Raw genomic sequence first — 7,470 nt, 5'->3', positions numbered from 1 at the left:
TCGACCCCGCATGTGGACAGTCGCCGTGTTCTCCGAACTCGGCGCGGTGCAAAGCTTTGCTTTTACGCGCCCGCGCGCGAGTTCGGAGAACACGGCGACACTCGCAGCACACTGCTCGACAGCCCGGAAGGGCTGTCGTACTAGGTTTGACAGGCTGGAAGTCCATCCCACGAATCATCGTGCCGGTGCATCGATTCGGGCGCCAGCTTGAGCGCCGTGCGGAGGTCCATCATCAAGACAAAGACGACGGGCACGAGCACCAGTGTGAAGCAAGTCGACACGATCATTCCGCCCAAGAAGACGACGCCCAATCCGCGATACAGCTCGCTTCCCGCACCGGGGAACACGACCAACGGCAACAGCCCCAGCACCGTCGTCAGCGTCGTGATGCAAATCGGACGAATCCGCGTGCGAACGCTCATCGGCACCGCCTCGATCGGCGCAAGACGCTCTTCCCGCATGTGCACCAGAGATTGGTGGACGATCAAGATGGCGTTGTTGACCACGGTGCCGATCAAGATGATGAAGCCCAGCATCGTCAGCACGTCCAGCGACTGGGGGACAAAAAAGTTCAGCAGCCACAATCCGACGATGCCGCCGACCGCTCCCAACGGAACGCTGAAGATGACCACAAACGGGTACAGCCAGGATTCGAACAACGCGGCCATCAACAGGTACGTGATCACCACGGCCATCAGGATGTTGAACCGCAGTGCGTCCCAGGCTTGGCGCAGTTTATCGGCGGTTCCAGACAACGCCACAAAGTACTCGTTGCCGATCGTGCCCTCGTCGACCAACGGCGCGATGACCTGGCCGCTGACCAGTTCCATCGCCGCTTCCAACGGCATGTCGAGCGGCGGGCTGACTTCGACGGTGATCGACCGCAATCGTTCGCGACGTTGGATCTGTTCCGGCCCGCTGCCGTATTTCATTTCAGCCACCGCCATCAGCGGCACGACTTCGCCGTCACCGGTTGCCAGCGGCAGCGACATCAACGCTTGCGGGTCGGCGTTGCGACCGGTCGGTCCCTTGATCGTCATGTCGATCTTGTCGCCGCCGACGTAGTAGTCGCCGGCATAGGCGCCGTCGACCATCGCATCGGCGACGTACCCCAGCGATGTCGTGTCGATGCCCATTTCGGACGCCGCCAACAGTTTGGGTTTGAGATGGATCTCGGGGCTGGACAATTCCAGACTCGGCTGGGCTGTCGCTTGGGCGTCGGGCATCAACCGTTCGACGTCATCGAGCACTCGGCCGGCGATGACGACCAGTCGTTCCAATTCGGGGCCGGAGATTTCAACATCGATTGTTCTGCCGCCCGACATGCCGCGTCCGAACAGGCTGGACTGGGACGCCATCACGCGAATCCCCGGCAGATCCCCGCCGGCCTTGCGAATCAAAGGCACCAGCTCCGACGCCCGCTGGGCATCCCGGGCCCGAAACCCCATGAACAGGCTGCGTTCGCGGATCGAACAAAAGTAATAATCCAACACCGGCGCGTCGGATCCGTCGACCGGCCCCTGGCCTTCATCGACATCCCAAAGCGGCCGCAACCGGTCTTCGACGGTCGCCCCGATGTCGGACAGTTCGTCCAAGTTGTAGCCGGCGGGAATCGAAAACCGCGCGAACACGAAATTGCGATTCCCCGTCGGCAGGTATTCGACCTTGGGCCACAGCAAGTAGCTGAGCCCGACGGAGATTCCCGTCATCAGCAACACGACCGCAACGGAACGCAAACGCGACCGCAGCACCCAGGTGTTCAGACCGACGACCGACCCGACCAACATTGATGCGGCACCGCGAACCGCCCGTTCGAACCAGCTCTCTGAATCGCCTTTGATCGGGGCGTCTGCATCGTCTTTTTCGGCTTCCGTCGGCGACGATGATTCATTCCCGCCCCCGCGGCGGGCGAACAATCGCGAGGCGGCGGTGGGGATCACGGTAAAGGAAACCAGCATCGAAAACGCGATGCCGCAACTGATCGCCAACGCGATGTCTCGAAACAACTGACCCGCGGTGGCCTGAACGAAAATCACCGGCAAAAACACGGCGATCGTCGTCAGCGTCGACGCGATGATCGCGCCGGCGACTTCGCCGACGCCGCGTGACGAGGCCACAAACGCATGCTCTCCCGATTGTTTTCGCCGCGTAATGTTCTCCAGCACCACGACCGCGTTGTCGACCAACATCCCGACGGCGAACGCCATCCCGGCGAGTGAAATGACGTTCAATGATCGGCCCAACAGCGTCATGCACAGAAACGCCCCGGCGATACTGATCGGGATCGCCACCGCGGCGACCAGGGCCCCGCGCGCGAGGCGATAGCCGAGGATGAAGATCAACAACACCGTGCCGACGTAGAACCAGGGCGACACATACACCGACGCGACGGCGGTCGACGCGATCGCCACGCTGGCCAATACCGTCGCCCGGCTGAAGTGCAAAAACAACATCAAGATGATGATCGTAGCGGCGCTTCCGATCAACATGTTTTGCACCACCAGCGAAATCGCCGATTCGATGTACTCGGTCTCGTCGTAGTACTGAAACAATTCCAACCCTTCGCGCGCCAGCACGCCTTGGTTCAATTCGCGATTGGCAACACGCAACCCCTTCATCACCTCCATCACGTTCGCGCCGCTGACCCGGCTGACGCTCAAACTGATGCTTTCGGTTCCATAGCGTCGGGCGATGCTTTCGCGGTCCTTGTAACCCAAGTTGACTTCTGCGACGTCGCCGACATAAACGCGTGTGTTGCCATCGGAGACCAGCAATTGTTGTTTAACTTGTTCGGGATCGCGGAATTGGCCCAGTGTTCGAATCACCCAGGTCCGTTTACCTTGGAAGAAATCGCCGGCGGTCGTGTCACTGTTTTGCCGATTGAGCGCTTCGCGGACTTGGCGAATCGTGATCTGCCGCGCCGCCAGTTTCGCCGGGTCGACGATCACCTGCAGTTCTTCTTCGCGGCCGCCGCGCGTCTCGGCGTTGGAAACTCCCGGCACGCGTTCCAGCCTCGCTTCGACAAAGTCCTCCGAGAGCTTACGAAGTTTTTCCAGATCCACCGGCGGTGGGCTCAACGCTTTCAGCTCCGGATGCACCGCCAGGTGTTCGTCCAAGCAGTTCTGTAAACGAAACACGCGGAGGGCGGAATTGCTTGCCAGGCGTGCCGGTTCGAGCAGTTCGGCGATCTCGGGGTGGGCGGCCTGGAATGCGGCGATCGCTTGGCCGGTCGGCGGCCGCGGCGTCAGTGCGAATCGCGCGATCGGTTGGGCGCTCAGGTCGGCCGCCTCGATCACCGGTTCGCTGGCGTCCAGTGGATATTCACGGACCTGTTGCAGACGCGTGTTGACCCGCGCCAGTGCGTCATCGATGTTGGTGCCGATTTCAAATTCCAGCGTGACTTCGGCCGAGGAAACGCGGCAGCTGGACGACAATTTGACCAGCCCTTCGACGCCCTGCAGCTGTTCCTCCTGCTCGAGCACGATCTCGCGTTCGATTTCTTGGGGACTGGCCCCGGGCCATCGGGTTTCAATGGTCAGCACCGGATTTTGGACTTCCGGAACGAGTTGCTTGGGGATCAACCCCAGCGACAACGTGCCGAACATCGCGGCCAGAATCGCGCCGACGTAAACCTTGACCGGGTTTCGAATCAGGATTTCAAACACGTCACTCAACCGTCCGAGACGGTGACCTCCACCGACTGTCCGGCCGCCAAACGTTCGTTGCCCCGCGTGACCACGATGGCGCCCGGCGGCAGATCACCACGGACCGAAATCCAATCTCCTTGCGCGACGCCCAGCTTGACCGGCACCTTGCGGACGACGGCCACCTGTTTCGGTTGCTCCGTTACGGACGCGGAGGTGCGATCGCCATCGACGACGAACACCGATTGTTGCTGGCCGTCCAAGACGATCGAATCGGTCGGCACGAAGGTCAGTTCGGCTTCCGGACCGATCGGTAAATCCATCCGCACAACCATCCCGGACATCAGCATCGGGATCCCATTGTCGATTCGGTTATTGATCCGCACCAACACCGGAAAGGTTCGCGCCCGCGTGTCGGCGGCGGGCACGATGCGTTCGAGTTGCCCGAGCAATAACTCGCCCGGCCGGGCGTCGAATTCCACATGGATCGTTTGCCCCGGACGCAGCGAAACCACTTGGGCGGCCGGGACGGCGACTTCGACGCGGACGGTGTCCAGTTCGATCAAATCGACGACCGGATCGCCGGCGGTGATCCAAGCCCCCGCTTCGGTGTATTCCGCCGTGACATAGCCGTCAAACGGTGCGATCAGCGTGTGCTTGGTCAGCCGGTCTTCGAGCAGACGTACTTGTTCGCGTTGCAGATCGACGCGAGCCTGGGCCTGGGCGACTTGCTCGACCCGCGGCCCGGCCACCAATCGGGCGTGAGCGATCGTCGCGGCTTGCAACAACTGCTGCGACGAATTCGCCTCCGCCGTCGCCACATCCAGCTCTTCCACCGAAGCGGCTTTGGATTGCACCAGTTTGGACAGCCGTTCCAGCTGGCTGGCCGAACGACGCGCGATCGCACCGGCGGCTTCCATCCTGGCCTTGGCTTCGGCGATGTCTTCCTGCCGTGATCCGGATTCCAGCTCGGCCAGTTGCTGTTGGACCAAACGCAACTCCGCTTTGGCGGCGGCGAATTCGATTTGAATCACGTCGGTCTGCAAATCCGCCACCGCGTCGCCGGCGGCAAGCCGATCACCGCGTTTGGCGTGCAAGGTGCGCAATCGCCCCGGCAACGAATAACCGATCGTCGTGGTCCGGCTGGGAGTCACCGTGCCCAACAACTGATAGGCCGACTTGGCCTGTCCCGTGCGGACCCGGCACGCCAGCACCGGCTGAAGGTCTTCCGATTCGGACGCGGCGGATGTTTGGCCGGGCGGTTGGGCGGATGCCCCATCGGCAATCAACAACGTGACTGCCAATGTGCCGCACCCCAGGGCGCGACGGACGAATGACGATGTGGACATGAATTGCATCCGAACCGCACCACGCATCATCGCGGTCGATTCATCGGTAAGCTGGGGCGGGGGTGGGAGTCGGAATCCGGAAGGCGTCCTTATCCTACTTGAACACCCAACCGCTCACCACACGATCACCGATAAAAGGGCAGACGGGGCGAGACAAAGTCACACCTCCATGAACCCGAAGATCGAACGGGAACGCGGCATGAGTCGTCCGTCGCGTTTCGTTTTCGGGTAGCGGAACTCGCCAAGAGTTTCGCACTGGCGTGGCCACCCCGCGCGGGAGCCGAAAGCCTTGGCGGCTTCCGCTACGACACGAACCCGCAAATTGAGTTGCGGTAGACGACCAGTCCCACCGTTTCAAGCCGTCGTCGCCGGACCGACGTCACGTTTTTCCCCGAGCAACGGCTGCTGCTCGTACAAAATCTCGCGAACCGACGCCAGCAGATGGTCGGCGGTGAAGGGCTTGTGAACGACCGGGTAGCCGGGCGGAACCTCACCCTCTTGAGCGACTTCGGGGTCATGGCCTGTACAAAACAGCAGCGGCAGGGTCGGGTTGCTCACGGCGATGCGGCTGCACGCTTCACGCCCGGTCATGTTGGGCATCATGACGTCCAGGATGGCCAGGTCGATCTGGCCGGCCAATTGCTCGACGCGGTCAACGGCCTCTTGTCCATCGCTGGCCAACACGACGTCGTATCCGGCGTGCTGCAGGATTCGCTTGCTGACTTGCCGCAATAGTTCTTCGTCGTCGGCGACCAAGATCGTTCCGATGCTGTCGCCGTCCTTTTGGGTTTGTTCGGCGACCGGTCGCACCTGCTCCTTCTGTTTCGCAGTCGTCTTGACCGCGGGCAGAAAGATTCGAAACGTCGTGCCCACACCGACTTCGGATTCGACCTCGATGTGACCCTGGTGCTGTTTCACCAACCCGTACACCATCGCCATGCCCAGCCCGGTTCCCGCCCCGACCTCCTTGGTCGTGAAGAAAGGCTCGAAGATCCGCTCCAGCACGTCCGGTGGCATCCCGCTGCCGGTATCGGAAATCGAAATCCGAACGAACGGTCCGGGCTGAAGCACCTCGTCTTTGCGGCAATAGGCCTCATCCAGATCCACCGGTTCGGTGGACAACGTCAGTTGGCCGGTGCCGTCCATCGCGTCGCGTGAATTGATACAGCAATTCAGCAGCGCTTGCTGCAGTTCAACCGAATCGGCATGCACCATGACCGCTCGCGGGTGCAGGTTTTGACGAAGCGTGATCCGAGAACCCAGCAGCGGTTTGGCCAAGCCGACCAATTCGGCGATCACATCATTGACATCGATATCCACGCAACACAGCGGTTTGCGGCGACTGAATCCGAGCAACTGACGTGTCAACGAACTGGCACGTTCGCCGGCTTTGAGGATGCACTTTAGATCTTGGTGCAACGGTTCGCCCGCGTGGGTGGTGTCGATTCCGAATTGCGCATAGGAAAGAATGATCTGCAGCAAATTGTTGAACTCATGCGCGATTCCGCCGGCCAACATCCCGACCGCTTCTAGTTTTTGAGATTCACGCAGCTGTTTTTCTTTTTCCAGCAACAATTGCTGCGCCAGTTCGCGTTGCTTCATCTCGCGACGAATCTCGTGCGTTTTCGCGGCAACGGTTTCTTCCAGGTCGGCGACGGTGTTTCGCGAGGCTTCGGTCAGCTTTCGCTTTTTTGTCATTGCCGCGGCGATCTGAGACACCTCGGCGGCATCGAACGGTTTTCGCAGAATCAGCAACTGGTCGCTGTGGCCGAGTTCCTCGACGATTTCCGACCAGGAGTAATCCGAGAACGCGGTGCAGATCAGCACTTGCAGATCGGGATCGGCTTTCCACAGTTGGCGGATCGTTTCCACCCCGTCCCAGCCCGGGGGCATCCGCATGTCGACGAACGCCGTGCTGAAGGGACGCCCCTGGTCGATCGCCTCGCACACCATCCGGTATCCGTCTTCGCCTTGATAGGCGGAGGCCAGTTCATACGACCGAGACGCCTTGCTCTGGCGTGAGGAAGTGCCGAACAGGGAGACTTCCAGTGAGTCGAGTTCCGAGTCGCCGCCGGAATCGTCACACAAGATCTTGCGAAAATCATCGTGAATCGCGGTGTTGTCATCGATGATGATGATTCGCGGTCGTGGGGGCTCGTCGACGAGTTGTCCGCCGTTGGTCCTGGTCTGCGTCCTAGATGCGTCATCCATCATTGTTTCTGGGTCGTCCTTCGGTGCGCGGCTTGATCGTCAGATCACAAATCGTCTTCCGTTCGTCGCCAATGTCTCTTGTTGCCCCCAAACCTTCGCTTGTGATCAGCAAGAGACGATCGATCGCAGGATAGATCTGATCGAAATGTTTCATTCTGAGGGACAACCGACACTCCCGATCCGCATACTCAATCCGCCCTTCGGAGCGGCTAAGGTTGTGGATGACCGTAAAGATCTGTGAATCATTAAAATTCATGCGCCGTGCA

At 60.6% G+C, this 7,470-nt stretch carries 4 protein-coding genes; all 4 read right to left on the bottom strand.

The features are described from left to right. Nucleotides 1-140: 140 nt before the first annotated feature. Nucleotides 141-3,665: an efflux RND transporter permease subunit gene (locus H1B37_RS17435; RefSeq protein ID WP_353620858.1), complete on the bottom strand. Its 3,525-nt coding sequence runs from the start codon at nucleotides 3,663-3,665 to the stop codon at nucleotides 141-143. Nucleotides 3,666-3,670: 5 nt separating this feature from the next. Beyond that, nucleotides 3,671-4,993, bottom strand: a complete 1,323-nt coding sequence (locus tag H1B37_RS17430) for an efflux RND transporter periplasmic adaptor subunit (RefSeq protein ID WP_182867931.1) — start codon at nucleotides 4,991-4,993, stop codon at nucleotides 3,671-3,673. A gap of 354 nt (nucleotides 4,994-5,347) precedes the next feature. Continuing rightward, on the bottom strand, nucleotides 5,348-7,207 hold the full coding sequence (locus H1B37_RS17425) for a response regulator (protein ID WP_182867930.1): 1,860 nt from the start codon (nucleotides 7,205-7,207) through the stop codon (nucleotides 5,348-5,350). Next, complete coding sequence (locus H1B37_RS17420) at nucleotides 7,197-7,460, bottom strand: hypothetical protein (protein ID WP_182867929.1); 264 nt, start codon at nucleotides 7,458-7,460, stop codon at nucleotides 7,197-7,199. Before H1B37_RS17420 ends, H1B37_RS17425 begins: the two co-directional genes overlap by 11 nt. Between the last annotated feature and the right edge of the window lie 10 nt (nucleotides 7,461-7,470).

The organism is Stieleria mannarensis, assembly GCF_014154935.1.
Classification (GTDB): domain Bacteria; phylum Planctomycetota; class Planctomycetia; order Pirellulales; family Pirellulaceae; genus Stieleria; species Stieleria mannarensis.
The sequence above is the reverse complement of the archived record's forward strand: the minus strand, read 5'-3'. Positions and strand labels throughout refer to the sequence as shown.